This is a genomic window from Caulobacter sp. BK020 (assembly GCF_004342605.1).
Lineage (GTDB): Bacteria > Pseudomonadota > Alphaproteobacteria > Caulobacterales > Caulobacteraceae > Caulobacter.
On the sequence record NZ_SLZL01000017.1, the window covers coordinates 88,615 to 106,728 of the forward strand.

19 protein-coding genes are annotated in these 18,114 nt (G+C 69.4%); 12 read left to right on the forward strand and 7 right to left on the reverse strand.

Annotated elements, in window-relative coordinates; translation table 11 throughout:
• Positions 1-30: 30 nt before the first annotated feature.
• On the forward strand, positions 31-381 hold the full coding sequence (locus EV278_RS18800; RefSeq protein ID WP_132094890.1) for a DUF3147 family protein: 351 nt from the start codon (positions 31-33) through the stop codon (positions 379-381).
• Between the two features lie 210 nt (positions 382-591).
• Positions 592-1,485: a DMT family transporter gene (locus tag EV278_RS18805; RefSeq protein WP_132094892.1), complete on the forward strand. Its 894-nt coding sequence runs from the start codon at positions 592-594 to the stop codon at positions 1,483-1,485.
• Positions 1,486-1,528: 43 nt separating this feature from the next.
• On the opposite strand, the gene ccmB is transcribed toward EV278_RS18805, so the two are convergent.
• Both ccmB and ccmA read right to left on the reverse strand, forming a co-directional pair.
• Positions 1,529-2,194, reverse strand: coding sequence for a heme exporter protein CcmB (ccmB, locus tag EV278_RS18810; RefSeq protein WP_132094894.1), 666 nt, complete (start codon positions 2,192-2,194; stop codon positions 1,529-1,531).
• Positions 2,191-2,805 (reverse strand): heme ABC exporter ATP-binding protein CcmA, encoded by a 615-nt coding sequence (gene ccmA / locus EV278_RS18815; protein WP_132094896.1) that lies wholly within the window; start codon positions 2,803-2,805, stop codon positions 2,191-2,193. Before ccmA ends, ccmB begins: the two co-directional genes overlap by 4 nt.
• A 193-nt stretch (positions 2,806-2,998) precedes the next feature.
• On the opposite strand from ccmA, the gene acnA reads away from it, so the two are divergent.
• The 3 genes from acnA to EV278_RS18830 all read left to right on the forward strand — a co-directional run bounded on the left by acnA (position 2,999) and on the right by EV278_RS18830 (position 7,473).
• Positions 2,999-5,686, forward strand: coding sequence for an aconitate hydratase AcnA (acnA, locus tag EV278_RS18820; protein WP_132094898.1), 2,688 nt, complete (start codon positions 2,999-3,001; stop codon positions 5,684-5,686).
• 167 nt (positions 5,687-5,853) lie between these two features.
• On the forward strand, positions 5,854-6,570 hold the full coding sequence (locus EV278_RS18825; RefSeq protein WP_132094900.1) for a DUF1223 domain-containing protein: 717 nt from the start codon (positions 5,854-5,856) through the stop codon (positions 6,568-6,570).
• A 576-nt stretch (positions 6,571-7,146) separates the two neighbouring features.
• Positions 7,147-7,473 carry a DUF2794 domain-containing protein gene (locus EV278_RS18830; RefSeq protein WP_132094902.1) on the forward strand — a complete coding sequence of 109 codons (327 nt, stop codon included), beginning with the start codon at positions 7,147-7,149 and terminating at the stop codon, positions 7,471-7,473.
• 177 nt (positions 7,474-7,650) lie between these two features.
• Here the strand turns inward: EV278_RS18830 and EV278_RS18835 are convergent, their stop codons facing one another.
• Positions 7,651-8,400, reverse strand: a complete 750-nt coding sequence (locus EV278_RS18835) for a Bax inhibitor-1/YccA family protein (RefSeq protein WP_132094904.1) — start codon at positions 8,398-8,400, stop codon at positions 7,651-7,653.
• A gap of 146 nt (positions 8,401-8,546) precedes the next feature.
• Between EV278_RS18835 and EV278_RS18840 the strand changes: the two genes are divergently transcribed.
• The 4 genes from EV278_RS18840 to EV278_RS18855 all read left to right on the forward strand — a co-directional run bounded on the left by EV278_RS18840 (position 8,547) and on the right by EV278_RS18855 (position 12,155).
• Positions 8,547-9,599, forward strand: coding sequence for an aldo/keto reductase (locus tag EV278_RS18840; RefSeq protein ID WP_132094905.1), 1,053 nt, complete (start codon positions 8,547-8,549; stop codon positions 9,597-9,599).
• Positions 9,600-9,659: 60 nt separating this feature from the next.
• Complete coding sequence (gene thpR / locus EV278_RS18845; protein WP_132094907.1) at positions 9,660-10,196, forward strand: RNA 2',3'-cyclic phosphodiesterase; 537 nt, start codon at positions 9,660-9,662, stop codon at positions 10,194-10,196.
• 97 nt (positions 10,197-10,293) lie between these two features.
• A complete protein-coding gene (locus EV278_RS18850; RefSeq protein WP_132094909.1) occupies positions 10,294-10,755 on the forward strand; it encodes a DUF4126 domain-containing protein in 462 nt (153 codons plus the stop codon).
• Positions 10,756-10,757: 2 nt separating this feature from the next.
• A complete protein-coding gene (locus EV278_RS18855; protein ID WP_132094911.1) occupies positions 10,758-12,155 on the forward strand; it encodes an FAD-containing oxidoreductase in 1,398 nt (465 codons plus the stop codon).
• Between the two features lie 6 nt (positions 12,156-12,161).
• On the opposite strand, the gene EV278_RS18860 is transcribed toward EV278_RS18855, so the two are convergent.
• The gene (locus tag EV278_RS18860; RefSeq protein WP_089930342.1) at positions 12,162-12,542 is read right to left on the reverse strand and encodes a DUF2237 family protein; all 381 of its coding nucleotides are present in this window, start codon (positions 12,540-12,542) and stop codon (positions 12,162-12,164) included.
• A 141-nt stretch (positions 12,543-12,683) separates the two neighbouring features.
• Between EV278_RS18860 and EV278_RS18865 the strand changes: the two genes are divergently transcribed.
• The gene (locus tag EV278_RS18865; RefSeq protein WP_132094913.1) at positions 12,684-13,562 is read left to right on the forward strand and encodes a CoA ester lyase; all 879 of its coding nucleotides are present in this window, start codon (positions 12,684-12,686) and stop codon (positions 13,560-13,562) included.
• A 25-nt stretch (positions 13,563-13,587) separates the two neighbouring features.
• Positions 13,588-14,658 (forward strand): hypothetical protein, encoded by a 1,071-nt coding sequence (locus tag EV278_RS18870; RefSeq protein ID WP_132094915.1) that lies wholly within the window; start codon positions 13,588-13,590, stop codon positions 14,656-14,658.
• Here EV278_RS18870 and EV278_RS18875 read toward each other — a convergent pair.
• On the reverse strand, positions 14,655-15,086 hold the full coding sequence (locus tag EV278_RS18875) for an HIT domain-containing protein (RefSeq protein ID WP_132094917.1): 432 nt from the start codon (positions 15,084-15,086) through the stop codon (positions 14,655-14,657). The two genes, EV278_RS18870 and EV278_RS18875, sit on opposite strands and share 4 nt — an antisense overlap.
• On the reverse strand, positions 15,079-16,128 hold the full coding sequence (locus tag EV278_RS18880; protein ID WP_132094919.1) for a MaoC family dehydratase: 1,050 nt from the start codon (positions 16,126-16,128) through the stop codon (positions 15,079-15,081). The genes EV278_RS18875 and EV278_RS18880 overlap by 8 nt, the downstream gene beginning before the upstream one ends.
• A gap of 134 nt (positions 16,129-16,262) precedes the next feature.
• Between EV278_RS18880 and mdh the strand changes: the two genes are divergently transcribed.
• Positions 16,263-17,225, forward strand: a complete 963-nt coding sequence (gene mdh / locus EV278_RS18885; protein ID WP_132094921.1) for a malate dehydrogenase — start codon at positions 16,263-16,265, stop codon at positions 17,223-17,225.
• Positions 17,226-17,444: 219 nt separating this feature from the next.
• Here mdh and EV278_RS18890 read toward each other — a convergent pair whose 3' ends face one another.
• Positions 17,445-17,882, reverse strand: coding sequence for a CBS domain-containing protein (locus tag EV278_RS18890; RefSeq protein WP_132094923.1), 438 nt, complete (start codon positions 17,880-17,882; stop codon positions 17,445-17,447).
• Between the last annotated feature and the right edge of the window lie 232 nt (positions 17,883-18,114).

Sequence of the window (18,114 nt, forward strand, 5' to 3'; positions counted from 1 at the left end):
GGGACCTTTACGCCCTGAGGAGGCGACGCGATGCTCTACCTGCTGGCCAAGGCCGCGATCTCCGGCGTGATCATCGCCCTGGTGTCCGAGATCGCCAAGCGGCAGCCGGGCTTCGCCGCCCTGGTCGCCTCGCTGCCCCTGGTCTCGATCCTGGGCATGCTATGGCTGTGGCGCGACACCCACGACGTCAAGCGGATGGCCGCCCATGTCGAGGCGACGTTCTGGTACGTGCTGCCGTCGCTGCCGATGTTCCTGATCGTGCCGGCCCTGCTGCGGCGGGGCGTGAACTTCTGGATCGCGCTGGGCCTGGGTTGCGCGATCACCGTCGGTCTCTATCTGACGATGACGGCGATCGGACCGCGCTTCGGCCTCAAGCTGTGACTGCCGCCACGTCCTGACACGCCGCCGGGCTAGGATCGAAATCCAGGGCCGTGCGTGGTCCTCGTCCTTCGACGAGCTCGGGATGAGGATCATTTCAGAGGCTCTGACAGAAGAAAACCTCATCCTGAGCCCGTCGAAGGACGAGGTTTTCGCCCCGGGAGCGGTTTCGGCTCCCCTCGGCCCTTGCGAATAAGGATAGAAGCCCGGTCCATGCCCAGAACCGCCAAACGTTTCGCCTTCCTCGCCCTGATCGTCGCCGGCGTCTGCTGGGGCCTGGGCTTTCCGCTCGGCAAGCTGGTGCTGCGCGAGACCGACGCGGCGCACATGGTGCTGCTGCGCTTCGCCGTGGCGGCGGTGGTCGCCGCGCCGTTCGCCCTGCGCACGGCGGAGGCCCGCGCCCTGTTCGCCTCGCCCGCGATCTTGTTGGCGGGCGCGCTCTACGGCGTGGCCTTCATGGTGCAGTTCGAGGGCCTGGCCCATGTCAGCGTCACCCTGGCGGCCCTGCTGGTCGGGGCCATGCCGGCCCTTATCGCCATCGCGGCCAAGCTGCTGGGCGAGAAGGTCAGCCGCGCCTCGTGGGGCGGGGTAGCCGCCGCGACCCTCGGCGCCGCCCTGATCGCCGGCAGGCCGGACGGGGCCGGCTCGCCACTGGGCGTGGCGCTGTCCCTGGGGTCGCTATTCATCTTCCTGGCCTGGCTGACCGTGCTGCGCCGCGCGCCGAAGGTCTCGAACCAGATGGCCATCCCGGCCGTGACGGTGATGGTCGCCACCGCCGTCATCCTGCCGATCTCGTGGATCATGCACGGCCCGCCGAAGCTGGATCTTTCGCCGACGGCCTGGAGCGGCATCCTGGGCCTGGGCGTGCTAGGCACCCTGCTGGCCACGGCGGCCTGGCAGTTCGGCTCGGCCCGGGTGGGCAGCGCCAGCGCCGGGGTGTTCATCAATATCGAGCCGCTGATGGGCGCCTGCGTCGGGGTGCTGCTGTTCGGCGACCACCTGACCTGGGCCCTGGCGGCCGGCGGCCTGATGATCATCGCCGGCAGCTTCGCGGTGGTGCTGGGCGAACGTGCGCCGCCGGTGACGGCCAGCGCGGGGCCGATCTAGAGCTGGAGACACGCCGCAAGGGCGTTTCCCCAGCCGCCTTGCTTCAATCCAGCGCGTTCCGGCACGCCGCCGCCATGGCGATCGGGCCCAGGGCCACGGCCGCCGCGCTGTAAGCCAGCAACAGGAACAGGCCGCCGGTCCACGGCAGGCCGCCGGCCAGGGCGTCCAGGGCTCCCGCCCCGAAGATCACCGGCGGCACGTAGAGCGGCAGGACGATCACCGCCACCAGCAGGCCGCCGCGCTTGCTGCCCAGGGCCAGGCTCGCCCCCAGTCCGCCGAGGAACGAGAAGGCCAGGCCGCCGGCCAGGGCGCAGGGGATCAGCAGCGGAATGATCTGGGTCGAGGCCCCCAGGGCCAGGGCGGCGATCGGGGCCGCCAGGGCCAGGGGCGCGCCGGCCGCCAGCCAGTGGGCCAGGCACTTGGCCACGGCCACCGCCTCGAGCGGCGCGGGTCCCAGGGCCAGCAGGTCCAGCGCCCCGTCCTCGAAGTCGCGTTCGAACAGTCGCTCCAGCGACAACAGGGCGGCCAGGGCCAGGGCCAGCCAGGCGATGCCGGGGGCCAGTGAAGCCAGCCGTTCGGGCGCGCGGCCGGCCGCCAGGGGCAGCAGGGTGACGACGCAGGCGTAGAAGGCCAGGGCCAGCAGCGGACCGCCGCCCTTGCCCCAGGCCAGGGCCAGCTCGCGGCGCAGCAGGATCAGGAAGGCCTTCATCCCCCGATCTCCATGGTCCGGCAGGGCACGGGCAGGGGATCGTGCACCGCGGCCAGGATCATGCCGCCGCCGGCCAGGTGCTCGGCCATCAGGGCCCCGAAGCCCTCGCGATGGCCGGCGTCCAGCGGGGCCATCGGCTCGTCCAGCAGCCACAGCGATCGGGGGCTGGCCAGCAGCCGCGCCAGGGCCACGCGCCGTCGCTGGCCGGCCGACAGGCGGCGGACCTCCAGCGCGAGCAGGCGGTCCAGGTCCAGCCGGGTCGCCGCGGCGCGGGCCGAGGCCTCCGACCCGCCCGTCCAGCGGGCCTGGAACAGCAGCTCCTCCCAGGCCGAGCGCGTCGACTTCAGCCCGTCGTGGTGGCCGACCATGTGCAGGGCTTCGGCGCGCGCCGCCTCGGCCTCCAGCGGACCGGCCTCGCCATCGAATTCGATGGTCCCTTCCGCCGGCCGCAGCAGTCCGGCCACGGCCCGCAGCAGGCTGGTCTTGCCCGCGCCGTTGCGCCCGGTCAGGGCCACGGCCTGGCCCGCCGAGACCTCCAGGTCCAGCCCCGAGAACAGCCGCCGTTCGCCGCGCACAAGACCTAAGTCCTTGATGCGAATAGTTCTCAACATAGGCCGCAAGCCCTCAAGACCCTGCCCTGTGCATGGACGTTGCTCACGGCGACAGCTAAGAAGCCCTCGGCCGTCACCCTCCGCATTGGATGGGGCGTACGCGGCGCGAGGATGGACGCTGTGGGTCCGCCTCGATCGCGCGATCCCGGGAGAGGTTTTCCGGCGGCCGTGGACAGAGAAGGGATCCTTCCAAATGGCGTCAGTCGACAGCCTCAAAACCCGCCGCGAACTCCTCGTCGGCGGCAAGACCTACGTCTATTACAGCCTTCGCGCCGCTGAGGAAGCGGGTCTGACCGACACCGGCAAGCTGCCGGTGTCGATGAAGGTGCTGCTGGAGAACCTGCTGCGCTACGAAGACGGCGTTTCGGTCAACGAAGCCGATCTCAAGGCCGTGGCCAACTGGCTGGAGAACAAGGGCGGCGTCGAGCACGAAATCAGCTTCCGCCCGGCGCGGGTGCTGATGCAGGACTTCACCGGCGTTCCGGCCGTCGTCGATCTGGCCGCCATGCGCGACGCCATGGTCGCCCTGGGCTCGGACCCGGCCAAGATCAACCCTCTGAACCCGGTCGACCTGGTCATCGACCACTCGGTGATGGTCGACAACTTCGGTTCGCCCAAGGCCTATGACGAGAACGTCGCCAAGGAATATGAGCGCAATATCGAGCGCTATCGCTTCCTGCGCTGGGGTTCGTCGGCGTTCAACAACTTCCGCGTCGTGCCCCCCGGCACCGGCATCTGCCACCAGGTGAACCTGGAATACCTGGCCCAGACCGTCTGGACCGCCGCGGTCGACGGCGCCGAAGTGGCCTATCCCGACACCGTGGTCGGCACCGACAGCCACACCACCATGGTCAACGGCCTGTCGGTCCTGGGCTGGGGCGTGGGCGGCATCGAGGCCGAGGCCGCGATGCTGGGCCAGCCGATCCCGATGCTGATCCCGGAAGTCATCGGCTTCAAGCTGACCGGCGCCCTGCCCGAAGGCGCGACCGCCACCGACCTGGTGCTGACCGTCACCCAGATGCTGCGCAAGAAGGGCGTGGTCGGCAAGTTCGTCGAATTCTACGGCGACGCCCTGGCCAACCTGACCCTGGAAGACCAGGCGACCATCGCCAACATGGCTCCGGAATACGGCGCCACCTGTGGCTTCTTCCCGATCAGCGCCTCGACCGTGGCCTATCTGAAGGGCACCGGCCGCGCGCCGGAACGCGTCGCCCTGGTGGAAGCCTACGCCAAGGAACAGGGCCTGTGGTGGGAGCCCGGCGTCGCCGAGCCGACCTTCACCGACACCCTGGAGCTGGACCTGTCGACCGTGCTGCCGTCGCTGGCCGGCCCCAAGCGCCCGCAGGACCGCGTGCTGCTGACCGAGGCCGCCGGCAAGTTCGCCGAGTCGCTGGCCGGTGAGTTCGGCAAGGCCGAAGCGCCGAACGCCCGCGTGCCGGTCGAAGGCGAGAACTTCGACGTCGGCCACGGCGACGTGGTCATCGCGGCCATCACCAGCTGCACCAACACCTCCAACCCCTCGGTGCTGATCGCCGCCGGCCTGCTGGCCAAGAACGCGGTCGCCAAGGGCCTGAAGGTCAAGCCGTGGGTGAAGACCTCGCTGGCCCCCGGCTCGCAGGTGGTCACCGACTATCTGCAGAAGGCCGGCCTGACCAAGCACCTGGACGCCCTGGGCTTCAACCTGGTCGGCTATGGCTGCACCACCTGCATCGGCAACTCCGGCCCGCTGCCGGAGAACATCAGCAAGGCCGTCAACGAGGCCGACCTGGTGGCCTGCTCGGTGCTGTCGGGCAACCGCAACTTCGAAGGCCGGGTGAACCCGGACGTCCGCGCCAACTACCTGGCCTCGCCGCCGCTGGTGGTGGCCTACGCCTTGGCCGGCTCGATGAAGATCGACCTGACCAGCCAGCCGATCGGCCAGGACAAGAAGGGCGCCGACGTCTTCCTGAAGGACATCTGGCCCTCGAACGAGGACATCGCCGCCCTGCAGCGCAAGTCGGTCACCGAAAAGATGTTCGCCAGCCGCTATGGCGACGTCTTCAAGGGCGACAAGAACTGGCAGGGGATCAAGATCACCGGCGGCCAGACCTACGCCTGGGAAGGCGACTCGACCTACGTCCAGAACCCGCCCTACTTCCCCAACATGTCGATGACCCCGACCCCGGTCACCGACATTGTCGAAGCCCGCGTCCTGGCGGTGTTCGGCGACTCGATCACCACCGACCACATCAGCCCGGCCGGCTCGATCAAGAAGACCAGCCCCGCTGGCCAGTACCTGATCGACCACGGCGTCGACCCGCTGGACTTCAACGGCTACGGCGCCCGTCGCGGCAACCACCAGGTGATGATGCGCGGCACGTTCGCCAACATCCGCATCCGCAACAGGATCACCCCGGACATCGAAGGCGGCGTGACCAAGCACTTCCCCTCGGGCGAGGTGATGTCGATCTATGACGCGGCCATGAAGTACCAGGCCGAGGGCCGGCCGGCCGTGGTGTTCGGCGGCAAGGAATACGGCACCGGTTCGTCGCGCGACTGGGCCGCCAAGGGCACCAAGCTGCTGGGCGTGCGGGCGGTGATCTGCGAAAGCTTCGAGCGCATCCACCGTTCGAACCTGGTCGGCATGGGCGTGCTGCCCCTGCAGTTCGTCCAGGAAGGCTGGCAGAAGCTGGAACTGACCGGCGAGGAGATCGTCTCGATCCGCGGCCTGCAGGACCTGGCCCCGCGCAAGCAGCTGATCGTCGAGCTCTACCGCCCGACCGACGGCCGCATCGCCCGCTTCCCGGTTCGCTGCCGCATCGACACCCCGACCGAGCTTGAGTACTTCAAGAACGGCGGCGTGCTGAACTACGTGCTGCGCAACCTGGCCAAGGCCGACTAGCGCATCGCGGTTCGGGGCTTCGAGCCCCAGACCAGATCAAGCCGGGTCCGAGAGGGCCCGGCTTTTTCTTTGCCGCACCCTGCAGTTGACGGTTTTTGTGCGGAAAATCCGCCTTCACGGCCTCGTGAACGGCCATCCTCCGCGATCTTGGCTTAAGTGCCCCGCACATGCGTCAGGCCCTGCTCTCCGTTGTTCTCACCACCCTCGCGGGCTTTTCAGCCGCGCCCGCCCTCGCCGCGAAACCGCCGGTGGTCGTCGAGCTGTTCACGGCCCAAGGTTGCTCATCCTGCGGCAAGGCCAATCAGGTCGTCGCCGAGATGGCCGACGAAAAGGGCGTTCTGGCCCTGACCTATTCCGTCGACTACTGGGACTATCTGGGCTGGACCGACACCTTCGCCAAGCCGGCCTTCGCGGCCCGCCAGCGGGCCTACGCCACCAAGTTCTCGCTGCGCGACGTGCCGACCCCGCAGGTGGTGGTCGCCGGCCGCCAGCAGGCCTCCGGCGCCAAGGCCGAGGCCGTCGAGACCCTGGTCAAGGACGCCGCCAAGGCCCCCGCCAATCCGCCGGACATGGAATTCGTCGGCGACGGGACGCGCGTCGCGGTCGGGTCGGGGCCCGCGCCGCGCGGCGGGGGCGAGGTCTGGCTGGTGCGGTACGATCCGCGCGAGCAGGACATCGCCGTCAAGCGCGGCGACAACCGCGGCCAGACCCTGATCCACCGCAACGTGGTGCGCGAGCTGGTCCGCCTGGGTCCCTGGAACGGCCGACCGCGGCTGTACCGCCTGCCGGCCGCCAGCGACGAGGCGCTGAAGACCGTGATCCTGGTCCAGGGCGCCAAGGGGGGCCGGGTGATCGGGGTGCTGCAGGAACCCGCGGAGAAGTAGGCTCCGCCCCATAAAGAAAGGTCCGCGCGGGGAGGGGACGCCGCGCGGACCTCTTAGGGGGAGGGGGAATATCTAGACCGTCGGCCGACCGGAGCCCGGGTCGGGGGCTGGGGGGCAATCAGGATCCGAAGCGGGACGTCCGATCAGCCGACAGTGATCTTATGACGGGCCAAGCCGGCGCTCGCAGGGCGTGATCAAGGTCGTTTCGCGGCGGTTCGTGTCCGGCGTGTGTCACTAGCCAACCGGGTGACGCGCACGCGAAAACCCCGCGTGGAGAGGGGCGCCACGCGGGGTTCTCAAGCGGGATAGTTCAGAGGGCTGTCTGTCGGCCGACCGGCCCACGATCAAGGGGGCTGGGGGGGCTGTTCAGGATCCTGAACCGCAGGATGTCCGATCAGCCGACAGCCTCAAGATGGCGAGGCAAGCGGGCGGCGACGGGTCCAAATTAAGGTCATTTCGTGTCCAGCCCGACCGGGCTGGCATTATCAAGCGTGGCTGTAGCGCCGCTGCAACATCGCGGGTCGCCGACACGGCGGCGCTCGCGTCGGAGCCTGATTTGGGGTTAGGATTCGATTGATGGCCCTGGATTCCCGCCCTGCCGCCGGCGTCGTTTTCTTCGAGCGTCGCGAGATCGACCAGCTCCTGCGGCTGTATGGCCGGATGGTCGCGGCGGGCGAATGGCGCGACTACGGCATGGCCGGGACGGCCGACCATGCGGTGTTCTCGGTGTTCCGCCACGCGGCCGAGGCGCCGCTCTACCGCATCGAGAAACGCCCCGCCCTGGCCCGCAAGCAGGGCGAATGGGCGGTGATCGGCCAGGGCGGCCTGACCCTAAAGCGCGGCCACGACCTGGCCCAGGTGCTGCGGATGTTCGACAAGGGCCGGTTCAAGGTGGTGGATTAAAGCCGCCCTGCGTCCTTCGAGGCCCGCTGCGCGGGCGCCTCAGGATGAGGTGCGCTATTGCTGCATTCCTCATCCTGAGGTGCGTAGCAAAGCGAAGCCTCGAAGGACGCAGGACCCCTAGCAAAAAGCCCCGGCGGTCTCCCGCCGGGGCTTCGTTGTTCAGGCCTGGACCCGGGTCTAGCGGCGCGAGCCGAAGATGCTGAGCAGGAACTGGAACAGGTTGATGAAGTTCAGATAGAGGTTCAGCGCGCCGTAGTTGGTGGCCACCGCCATCGACTGCTTGTCGCCGCCCATCTGGTAGTAGCTCATCTTCAGGTTCTGGGTGTCGTAGGCGATCAGGCCCGCGAAGATGAACACGCCCAGGATGCTGATGATGAAGCTCAGGCCCGGCAGGTGCAGGAACATCTGGGCCAGCGAGGCCAGCACCAGGCCGATCAGGCCCATGATCAGGAAGCTGCCGAAGCCGGTCAGGTCCTTCTTGGTGGTGTAGCCGAACAGGCTGAGGCCGCCGAAGGCGATAGCGGTGATCAGGAAGGTCGAGAACACCGATTGGATGTTATAGCGCAGCAACCACAGGCCCAGGCCCGCGCCGATCGAGGCCACGATGGCCCAGTAGAGGATGCCCGCCGAACGGGCGGTCGGGTTGCGCATGGTGAACATCGCCACCAGCATCATCACCAGCGGCGCGAAACGCAGCGCCACGCCCAGACCCGTGAAGCCGATCCGGCCGTCGACGGTGATCACATAGAGCAGGCTCCTGACCGGCTCATAATAGCTCGTCAGATAGGCCAGGGCGGCGGAAAGCAGAAGACCCAGCGCCACCTTGTTGTAGACGCCAAGCATGAAACTACGCAGGCCGGCGTCAACCGACATGTCGGCGCGATCCGCGGGGATCGAGCGCGCGTAGCCGCGGTTGAAGTCGTTCATCGGGGTAAGGCCCTTCGAAAAGCAACGCGCCCGTCTTGGACGCCTCCCGAATATCGGGGCGACGCCAGGATCATGCAAGACGTTGCGCTTTTCGTGGCGCGCGACGTCCTTAAGATGGACCGGGCACATCCTTTGAAAGAGGCCCCATGGATTACGTCGAACTCGGCCGGACTGGCATCCAAGTCTCGCGCTGCTGCCTGGGCACCATGACCTGGGGCTCGCAGAACAGCGAGGCGGAGGCCCACCAGCAGATGGACTACGCCCTGGGCCAGGGCGTCACCTTCTGGGACACCGCCGAGATGTACGCCAGCCCGCCCAGTCCCGAGACCCAAGGCAGCACCGAGCGCCATATCGGGTCATGGCTGAAGAAGACCGGCAAGCGACACGAGATCGTCCTGGCCTCCAAGGTGGCCGGCCGCGGCGCGGCGTTCGGCGGCCTGTCGTGGATGCGGCCGGACGGCGGCGCCACCCGCCAGACCAGGGCCCAGATCGACTATGCGGTCGAGCAGTCGCTGCGACGCCTGCAGACCGACTATCTGGACCTCTACCAGCTGCATTGGCCCGACCGCCCGGTGCGGGTGTTCGGCGGCCAGACCTTCAAGGACTACGAGCAGGACTTCGAGGCCTTCGGCGACATCCTCAAGGCGCTGGACGCCCATGTGAAGAAGGGGACGATCCGCGCGATCGGCGTCTCGAACGAGCTCCCCTGGGGCGTGATGCGCTTCCTGGCCGAAAGCGAAACGAAAGGCCTGCCGCGCATCGCCTCGATCCAGAACGCCTACCACCTGGCCAACCGCACCTTCGAATACGGTCTGGCCGAGATCGCCATGCGCGAGCAGGTGGGCCTGCTGGCCTATTCACCCCTGGCCCAGGGCCAGCTGACCGGCAAGTACCTGGACGGCAAGCTGCCCGAGGGTTCGCGCAAGGCGCTCTACAACCGCATGCAGCGCTATGAGGGTCCGGGGGCCGAGCCGGCGATCCGCGGCTATGTGGAGCTGGCCGCCCATTTCGGCGTCGACCCGGCCCAACTGGCGCTGAAGTTCTGCGACACCCGTGAGTTTGTCACCGCCACCATCATCGGCGCAACGTCGATGGACCAGCTGAAGACCGACATCGCCGCCTTCGACCTGACCTGGACCGAGGAGATGGAAAAGGCGGTCAACGCCCTGCACGCGTTGCAGCCGAATCCTTGTCCCTGATCGTGCGCGGATTGGGGACAGGCGCATGCGCCTGTCCCCAGCCGTGTTAGAACCCCATCCATGATCCGCCTGTTCACCGCCATCGCCATCCCCCGCGACCTCGCCGAAGACCTGGTCCCGCGCCAGTACGGCATCGACGGCGCCAAGTGGCGGCCGGTCGAGGCGTTCCACATCACCCTGCGCTTCGTCGGCGACGTGCCCGAACCCGACGCCGCCGACCTGACCGAGGCGCTGGCCAGGATCGAGGCCCCAGCCTTCGACCTGCGCCTGGCCGGGGCCGGCCATTTCGGCGAGGGCCAGGACATCCACGCGGTCTGGGCCGGGGTCGAGGACAGTCCTGGACTGAGCCGCCTGCAGCACGCCAACGAGGCCGCCGTCCGCCAGGCCGGTCTGGCGCCCGAGACCCGGGCCTACCGGCCGCATGTCACCCTGGCCTATCTGAAGCGCCCGCCGGTCCCGGAGGTCGCCGCCTGGATCCAGGGCCACAACCTGCTGCGCTCGCCGCCGTTCCGGGTGGACCGCTTCGGGCTCTATTCCAGCTGGCGGACCAAGCAGGGATCGCTCTACCGCCTGGAAGCGGAATTCCCGCTGGGCTGACGGCCGAAACCGAAACGTCCAAGAACCGCGTTCGTCCTTGCGGTTTGATCGGACCGCGCGCCAGATCACGGCGGCGCTCGAACGCCCGGAGACCCGCATGTCGCTCTATTTGCTGGCCCTGCTGATCGGGATCGTCGCCGGCCTGCGGGCCATGACCGCGCCGGCCGCCGTCGCCTGGGGCGCGCACCTGGGCCTGATCCCGCTACAAGGCGGGCCGCTGGCCTGGCTGGGCGGCGCGGTCGCGCCCTGGGTGTTCATCGCCCTGGCCGGGCTGGAACTGGTCGGCGACCAGTTGCCCAAGACCCCCAGCCGCAAGGTCCCGATGCAGTTCGGCGCGCGGATCGTCAGCGGCGCGTTCTGCGGCGCGGCGATCGGCATGGCCCAGAACGCCTGGATCGGTGGAGCCGTCGCCGGCGCTGTCGGCGCCGTGATCGGCACGCTGGGCGGGGCGGAGGCGCGCGGCCGTCTGGCCCGAGCGTTCGGCAAGGACCTGCCGGCCGGCCTGCTGGAAGACGTGGTCGCGATCGGCGGCGCCGCCCTGATCATCTCGGCCCTTTGACCATGGCCGCCCCCAATTCTAGGACGCGGCGCTTCGACGCCATCATCATCGGGGCCGGCCAGGCGGGACCGTCCCTGGCCGGACGCCTGACCGCCGCCGGCTGGACCGTCGCCCTGGTCGAGCGCCAGGACGTGGGCGGGACCTGCGTCAACACCGGCTGCATGCCGACCAAGACCCTGGTGGCCAGCGCCTACGCCGCCCACCTGGCGCGGCGTTCGGCCGACTACGGCGTCGTGCTGCAAGGCGAGGTCGGGGTGGACATGAAGCAGGTCCACGACCGGGCCCGCACCGTCACCCTCAACGCCCGCGGCAACCTGGAAAAGTGGCTGGGCGGCATGAAGGGCTGCACGGTGTTTCGGGGCCACGCCCGGTTCGAGGACGCTGACGCCGTGCGGGTCGGCGACAACCTGCTGACGGCCCCGAAGATCTTCCTCAATGTCGGCGGCCGGGCCAACGCGCCCGACATGCCGGGGCTGGACCAGATTTCTTACCTGACCAATGTCGGCATGATGGACGTCGCGACCCTGCCCGAGCACCTGGTGATTGTCGGCGGCAGCTATATCGGCCTGGAGTTCGCCCAGATGTACCGGCGCTTCGGGGCCGAGGTGACGGTGGTCGAGATGGGCCCGCGCCTGATCGGCCGCGAGGATCCCGAGATCTCCGACGCGGTGCGCCAGATCCTCGAGGCCGAGGGGGTGAACATCCGCCTCAACGCCGAATGCATCAGCTTCAGTCCTCGCGACGAGGGCGTCTGCGTCCATGTCACCTGCCAGGACGGCGCGCCCCAGGTGGTGGGCTCGCACGTGCTGCTGGCCATCGGCCGCCGGCCCAACACCGACGACCTGGGCCTGGACAAGGCCGGGGTGGCGCTTGACAAGCGCGGCTATGTGGTGGTCGACGACCAGCTGAAGACCAGCAATCCCGGCGTCTGGGCCTTAGGCGACTGCAACGGCAAGGGCGCCTTCACCCACACCGCCTACAACGATTTCGAGATCGTCGCCGCCAACCTGCTCGACGGCGACCCGCGCCGCGTGAGCGACCGCATCGCCTGCTACGGCCTGTTCATTGACCCGCCGCTGGGCCGCGTCGGCCTGACCGAGGCCGAGGCCCGCGCCACGGGCCGTCCCCTACTGGTTGGCGGGCGCCCCATGAGCCGCGTCGGCCGCGCGGTCGAGAAGGGCGAGACGCAAGGCTTCATGAAAGTGGTGGTCGACGCCGGGACCAAACAGATCCTGGGCGCCGCGATCCTGGGCCTGAACGGCGACGAGGCGGTCCACGGCCTGATTGACCTGATGTACGCCAGGGCGCCCTACACGGTGATCCAGCGCGCGGTGCACATCCACCCGACCGTGTCGGAGCTGATCCCGACGATGCTGGGCGAGCTGAAACCGCTGGATTGACGGGCCTCACGCCACCGCGTGGTCCTTGAGCACGCCCAGCGGCACCACCGCCAGCATCTCCTCGTGGGTGGCCTCCAGCACCACCTGCGGCGCGACGCCGGCGTCGAGCGCCTCCTTCCAGCGGCCGGCGCACAGACACCAGCGGTCGCCGGGCAGCAGACCGCGGAAGGCGTATTCCGGACGCGGGGTCGACAGGTCGTTGCCGGTGGCCGCCGAAAAGGCCAGGAACTCGGCGGTCATCACCGCGCAGACCGTGTGCAGGCCCAGGTCGTGCGGCCCCGTCTCACAGCAGCCGTTGCGGTAGAAGCCGGTCACCGGGTTCAGCGAGCAGGGCTGCAGCTCCTGGCCCAGGACGTTCTTGGCGGTGTCGTCATAGCGCGTGGTCATGGAGCGAGCTTAACCCCATTCCGGCGATTTCGACCGGGGAATCTGGGGCCTGTTTCACCGTCGCGGCGCGTGACGGCTTCCGGCGGCGTCGTTCCGGTGCTTAAGAGGAAGGGCAAGAGCAAGACGTCTCGCGGGAGCCTCATGTCCGACCTCGCCCGGCCGCGCCGCAGCGCGCTCTACATGCCCGCCTCCAACGCCAAGGCGGTGGAGAAGGCGCGCACGCTGGACGCCGACGTGATCATCCTGGACCTCGAGGACGCCGTCGCCCCGGAGATGAAGGACGCCGCCCGCGAGGCGGCCGTGGCGGCGGTCAAGGCCGGAGGGTTCGGCCCGCGTGAAATCGTCGTCCGCACCAACGGCCTGGACACCCCCTGGGGCGAGGCCGACCTGAAGGCGGTGGCCGAGGCGGGACCGGACGCCGTTCTCGTCCCCAAGGTCAACGACGCGGCCGACGTCCACGCCTACCAGGCCGCCCTGCACGCCGCCCCGGTCCACACCCGGCTGTGGACGATGATCGAGACCGCCAGGGCCGCCTTTCACCTGTGGGAGATCGCCGCCGCCGCACGCACCACCCGGCTGAGCGGCTGGGTGATGGGCGTCAACGACCTGGCCAAGGAAATGCGGGCCCGTCAGACGCCGGGTCGCGAGGCCTTCCTGCCGATCCTGTCGCTGTCGGTGGCCGCGGCCCGGGCCCACGGCCTGACCATCCTGGACGGGGTGCACAACGACATCGACGATCTCGCCGCCCTTGAGGCGGTCTGCGGCCAGGCCGTCGACTTCGGCTTCGACGGCAAGACCCTGATCCACCCCAAGCACCTGGACGTCTGCAACCGCGCCTTCTCGCCCACCGCCGACGAGATCGCCTGGAGCCGCGCGGTGATCGCCGCCTTCGCCGCCCCGGAGAACGCTGGCAAGGGCGCTCTGCGGGTGGAGGGCAGGATGGCCGAGCGCCTGCACCTGGCCCAGGCCGAACGGCTGGTGGCGGTGGCCGCCGCCATCGCCGAACGCTCGGCCGCCTAGACCCGAAAGACCGTCAAAGCCTCTCATGCGCGCGCTCCTGATCTCCCTGCTGGCTCTCTCGACCGCCCCCGTCCTGTCCGCCCCGGCCTGGGCGCAGGAGGCGCCGGTCGTGACCGCGCCGGTTCCGACCGCGCCCGTCGCCAGCCCGCCCGCCCAGCCGGCCCCGGCGCCCGCCGCCGATCCGGACGCCGTGCCCGTGGTGGCCGCCCCGCCGGCCGCCGATACCGCGACCTCGGCCGACCAGGCCGTCGATCCCCTGGCCGACCTGATCTCCCAGAGCGGCCCCCAGACCACCGACGAGGAGGACGCCGCGCCCCCGGCCCCGGCGCCGCCGCACATGCCGACCGTCCTGCCGATCCCGGCGCCCGATCCTGATGAACTGCCCGGCCACGCGATCCCGCAGGGCGGCTATGTGCCGGTGGCCGAGGCCTACGACCTGCGGGTCAAGGGCTCGATCCTGGCCGCCCAGGGCCTGCAGGGACCGCTGGACGGCGGCTGGTCGATCGAGGGGGCGGACGGCGTGGCGCTGTACCGGCTGCAGATCGTCGACAAGGTCGGCGGCGACACCCTGGAAGGCGCCTGGCGCGACCTGCGCCGCCCCGGCGCCGTGGGCTCCACCGGCCTGATCGACAGCCTCGACCGCTCCGGCGGCGGCTTCCTGGCCCGGTTCTCGCCGCGGTACGGCCAGTCGGCGACGCTGGACCTGACGTCACGCGGCGACGGGGCGTGGACCGGCAAGCTGAACGAGAACGGGACCGAGATCCCGATCACCGCCCACCGCGTGGCCCAGGCGACCGTGCCGCCGGGCTATGTCCCGGTTGGCCGCGGCCCCGTCGTCTGGGGCGCACGTCCGGCTCCGCCGCGTTTGGCGGCCGCCGCGCCGTCCAAGGTCCCGGCCTGCTCGACCCGGGGCAAGAAGGGCAAGGCCCTGAAGGCCGCCAAGGCCAGGTGCGCCGCCGCCGCCCGCAAGGCCGGCAAGGGCAAGGCGACCGCGACCAAGGGCAAGAAGAGCGGCAAGGGCAAGGCCGTGACCTCGCGCAAGGCCAAGGGAAAGGGCAAGGCGGCCAAGGGATCGAGCCGGAAGAAGCGCCGCTAGTCCTGGACGGACAAAGCCGCCTTCGCCGCCGCGATCGCCCGCTCCAGCTCCAGCGCCCCATAGGCCTCGCCCGGCGAATGGCCCCAGACCGGACCCGGCCAGGCCGGATCGGCGACCCGCCGGCCCAGCACATGGACGTGCAGCTGCGGCGTGACATTGCCCAGGGCGCCGACATTGAGCTTGTCGACCGCCAGGTCTAGCGCCTGCGCGACGGCGCGGACGGCGGCGCCGGCCAGCACCGTCTCCTCCATCAGCCGGGCGCGATCGACCGGGGCCAAATCCTCCAGCTCGCGCAGCTCGGCCAGGCGCGGGATCAGCACCAGCCAGGGATAGCGGGCGTCCAGCTGCAGGCGGGCGTGGCACAGCGGCAGGTCGCCCAGCGGCGCGGAGGTGGCCACGAAGGCCGGGTCGAGGACGAACTCAGCCACGCTTCGGAACCGCCGCCCAATGGTCGAAGTCGAGGATCACGCCGGGCGCATAGGCCCCGGTCTCGTCCTTGTCGGGAAAGTCGGCGCAGGGCCGGTCCACCGTCGCCACCAGCCGCAGGCGCAGGGCCCCGACCGTCGGCGACAGCTCGGCCTTGTCCAGCACCTGCGACCAGGCGAACACCGTGCCGCCGGCGTGGTAGGGGCTGACATGGCGCCCGCCGTTGATGGCCAGGACTAGGCCGGCGTTCTGCAGGCCGTTGAACGACAGCGCCTTGGCGGTCGAGATCACCACCCCGCCATAGACCAGCCGCCGGCCGGACGGGTCTTTCGCGCGTTGGAACTGGTTGAAGTGCACCTTGGCGGTGTTCTGCCACAGCCGCGTGGCCATCTGGGCCTCGGCCTCCTCGACCACCATGCCGTCGACATGGTCGATCTTCTCGCCGACCGCATAGTCCTCGTAGGCGTGCGCGGCGCCGGCGTGGGCGAAGTCGTAGCGCCTGAAGTCCAGGCCCGGCGGCGGGGTCAGGTCGCTGGCGGCCACGGCTTCGGCCAGCGGCGGAACCGACGACGCCTCGACCGTCGCGGCCGCGTCGCGCTTCCTCACCATCACCCAGCGCACATAGCTCAGCACCGCCACGCCCCGCTGGTTGACGCCGGTGGTGCGGACATGGACGACGCCGGTCTTGCCGTTCGAGTTCTCCTTCAGCCCGATCACCTCGGACCGTGCCGACAGGGTGTCGCCGACATGCACGGGGGCCAGGAACCGGCCCTCGGCGTAGCCGAGGTTGGCCACGGCGTTCAGGCTGATGTCGGGCACGGTCTTACCGAACACGACGTGGAAGGCGACCAGCGGGTCGACGGGGGCCGTCTCCAGGCCGCAGTCGCGCGCGAAGACGTCGGACGAGAACAGCGCGAAACGCGGCCCGTATAGCGCCGTGTACAGCGCCACGTCGCCGGCGGTTATGGTGCGCGGCGTGGCGTGGACGATCACCTGGCCCGGCCGGAAGTCCTCGAAGAAGCGCCCCGGATCGGTCTTGCTCATCCCCGCACCTCCTTATCGCCGTTCAGGCAGTCTTGCCGCACCGCGGCGAAACGGGAAAGAGGGCTTGAGACTGAACCGCAGCGGGCGTAGACCGCGCCCCGACATTCATCGTCCACAGCCTTGACGGAGACCCCATGGCTCGCGCGAAGATCGCCCTCATCGGCGCCGGCATGATCGGCGGCACCCTGGCCCACATCGCCGCGCGCGAGGAGCTGGGCGACATCCTGCTGTTCGACATCGCCGAAGGCACCCCGCAGGGCAAGGCCCTGGACATCGCCGAAGCCTCGGCCGTGTTCGGCAAGGACGTCGCCCTGAAGGGCGTCAACGACTATGCCGACATCGCCGGCGCCGACGTCTGCATCGTCACGGCCGGCGTGCCGCGCAAGCCGGGCATGAGCCGCGACGACCTGCTGGGCATCAACCTGAAGGTCATGAAGGCCGTCGGCGAGGGCATCAAGGCCCATGCTCCCAACGCCTTCGTCATCTGCATCACCAACCCGCTGGACGCCATGGTCTGGGCGCTGCAGCAGTTCTCGGGCCTGCCCAAGGAAAAGGTCATCGGCATGGCCGGCGTCCTGGACTCGGCGCGCTTCGCCTACTTCCTGGCCGAGGCCACCGGCGTGTCGGTGGAAGACATCCACGCCTGGACCCTGGGCGGCCACGGCGACGACATGGTGCCGATGGTCCGTCACTCGACCGTCGGCGGCCTGCCGCTGCCGGAACTGGTCAAGCAAGGCTGGCTGACCCAGGAAAAGCTGGACGCCATCGTCGACCGCACCCGCAAGGGCGGCGGCGAGATCGTCGCCCTGCTGAAGACCGGCTCGGCCTTCTACGCCCCGGCCGAAAGCGCCATCGCCATGGCCACCAGCTACCTGAAGGACAAGAAGCGCGTCCTGCCGTGCGCGACCTTCCTGACCGGCCAGTACGGCCTGGACGGCCTCTATGTCGGCGTGCCCGTGCTGATCGGCGCCGGCGGCGCGGAGAAGGTCATCGAGTTCGAAACCAACGACGCGGAAAAGGCGATGTTCGCCAAGTCCGTCGAGTCGGTGAAGGGCCTTATGGAAGCCTGCAAGGGCATCGACAGCTCGCTGGTGTAGGCGGGTTTCGAACTCCAAATACGGAAAGGGCGGCCCCTCGCGGGGCCGCCCTTTTTCTTTTCGCCCTCTCCCGGAGGGGAGAGGGAGGGGCCCATGCGAAGCATGGGAGGGTGAGGGGTGAAGGCGTCCGACGGCGTGCCGGCGCTCCGTTGACAGCGTAACCCCTCATCCTCCCACGCCTAACGGCGCGGGCCCCTCCTTCTCCCTCTGGGAGAAGGTTTAAGAAGCCGCCGCCGCCTCGCCGCCCTCCTGCGAAATCTCCTCCAGCGTCTTGCCCACCTGCTTGGCCCCATAGTCCTTGGCCACGTCGCCCAGAGACAGGATGCCGGTCAGGTTTCCGGCCTCGTTGAGGACGACCAGGCGGCGGATCTGGTGGCTGGCCATCTTGGCGGTGGCGTCGGCCAGGACGTCGTCCTCGCGGACGCTCTGGACCTCGCCCTCGCTCATCGCCTCGGAGACCGGGCTGTCGAAGCTGCGGCCCTCGGCGACCACGCGCAGGACGATGTCGCGGTCGGTGACCAGGCCCACCACCTTGCCGCCGTCGACGACCGGCACCACGCCGCTGTCGACGTGGGCCATCACCTGGGCGACCTTGCGGATGCTGTCGGTGGGGGCGGCGGTGGAGACCTGGCTGGTCATGGCGTCGCTGACTTTCATGGGGATGCTCCTTTGGGGAGTGAATGGAACCCCACAGAAACCCCCGCGACGCCGCGCTCGTTCCCGCCGCGGCGATGCGGTGCGTCCTTCGAGGCTCGGCTTTGCCTCGCACCTCAGGATGAGGAGATCAGCACGGGGTCCCTCATCCTTGTCTGTTGACGAGACTGTAGGAGAGTTGTCGGCGGACGGCGCTCGGCTTCATCCTTGGTCCTTGAAGACCGTGCCTCAGCGT